1 protein-coding gene is annotated in these 1,024 nt (G+C 64.0%); it reads left to right on the top strand.

Going from position 1 to position 1,024, the window contains the following annotated elements; genetic code table 11:
• The coding region (locus AC1D00_RS42635) for a sugar ABC transporter substrate-binding protein (RefSeq protein ID WP_477014851.1) at positions 1-869 on the top strand (869 nt) is incomplete at its 5' end.
• Positions 870-1,024: the final 155 nt, after the last annotated feature.

Here is a 1,024-nt window from a genome sequence, read left to right as displayed (position 1 = left end):
TCTCCAATGCGGGTCTCCAGGCGACCTGGTGCGCGCAGGGCAAGCAGGCCGCGGAATTCTGGGGCAAGCTGTTCAATGTCGAAGTCACCTGGTTCGACGGCCAGCTCGATGCGGTGAAGCAGCGCGCCGCGATCGACAACATGGCCTCGCAGAAATGGGATTTCGTCGCGATCCAGGCTTTCGGGATCGGCACCCTCACCCAGCCCGTGCAGAAGATGATCGATGCCGGCACGCCCGTGATCGACATGGACACGCTGATTGCCCCGCTCGACCAGATCAACGTCCACTCCTTCCTCGCCCCCGACAACGAGTTCATGGGCGCCTCGGTGACGCAGGCGCTGTGCAACGCCATGGGCGGCAAAGGCAAGATCATCATGACGCAAGGCGCGCTCGGCCATACCGGGGCGCAAGGGCGGGCGAAGGGCTTCAACAGTGTCGTCAAGCAATTCCCGAACATCGAGGTGCTCGACACCCAGCCCGCCGATTGGGACGTCTCCAAGACCGCGCGCCTCTGGGAAACCTATCTGACCAAATATCCGCAGATCGACGCGGCGTTCTTCCACAATGACGACATGGCGCTCGCCGCCGCCAACATCATGAAGGCGCGCAATCGCACCAACATCCTGATCGGCGGCGTCGACGCGATGCCGCCCGCGATCCAGGCGGTGAGCGAGGGCCGCATGTTCGCGACCGTGCGCAATCCGTCCTGCCGCATCCATGGCGGCGCGATCATCGCGGGCGTTTCCGCCGTGGTCGGCGGCGAGAAGAGCGGACAGGGCATCCCCAAGAACGTCGTCACCGACGGCCCGGTCGTGACCAAGGCCAACGCCGCCGGAATGCAGTGGATGCAGGATCACTTCCTGATCTGAGCCTCCAAGATCTGATCTGCAATGCGAGAGGATCGTTCGCCCATCCTGGAACTGCAAGGCATCACGAAGAGCTTCGGCGGCGTCGAGGCGCTTCGTGGTGTCGACTTCGCGCTTCATCCCGGCGAGATCCACGGTCTCGTCGGCGAGAACGGCGC

The sequence above is a fragment of the Bradyrhizobium sp. P2_E8 genome (assembly GCF_056403875.1).
This window is presented reverse-complemented; position numbering and strand designations above follow the sequence as displayed.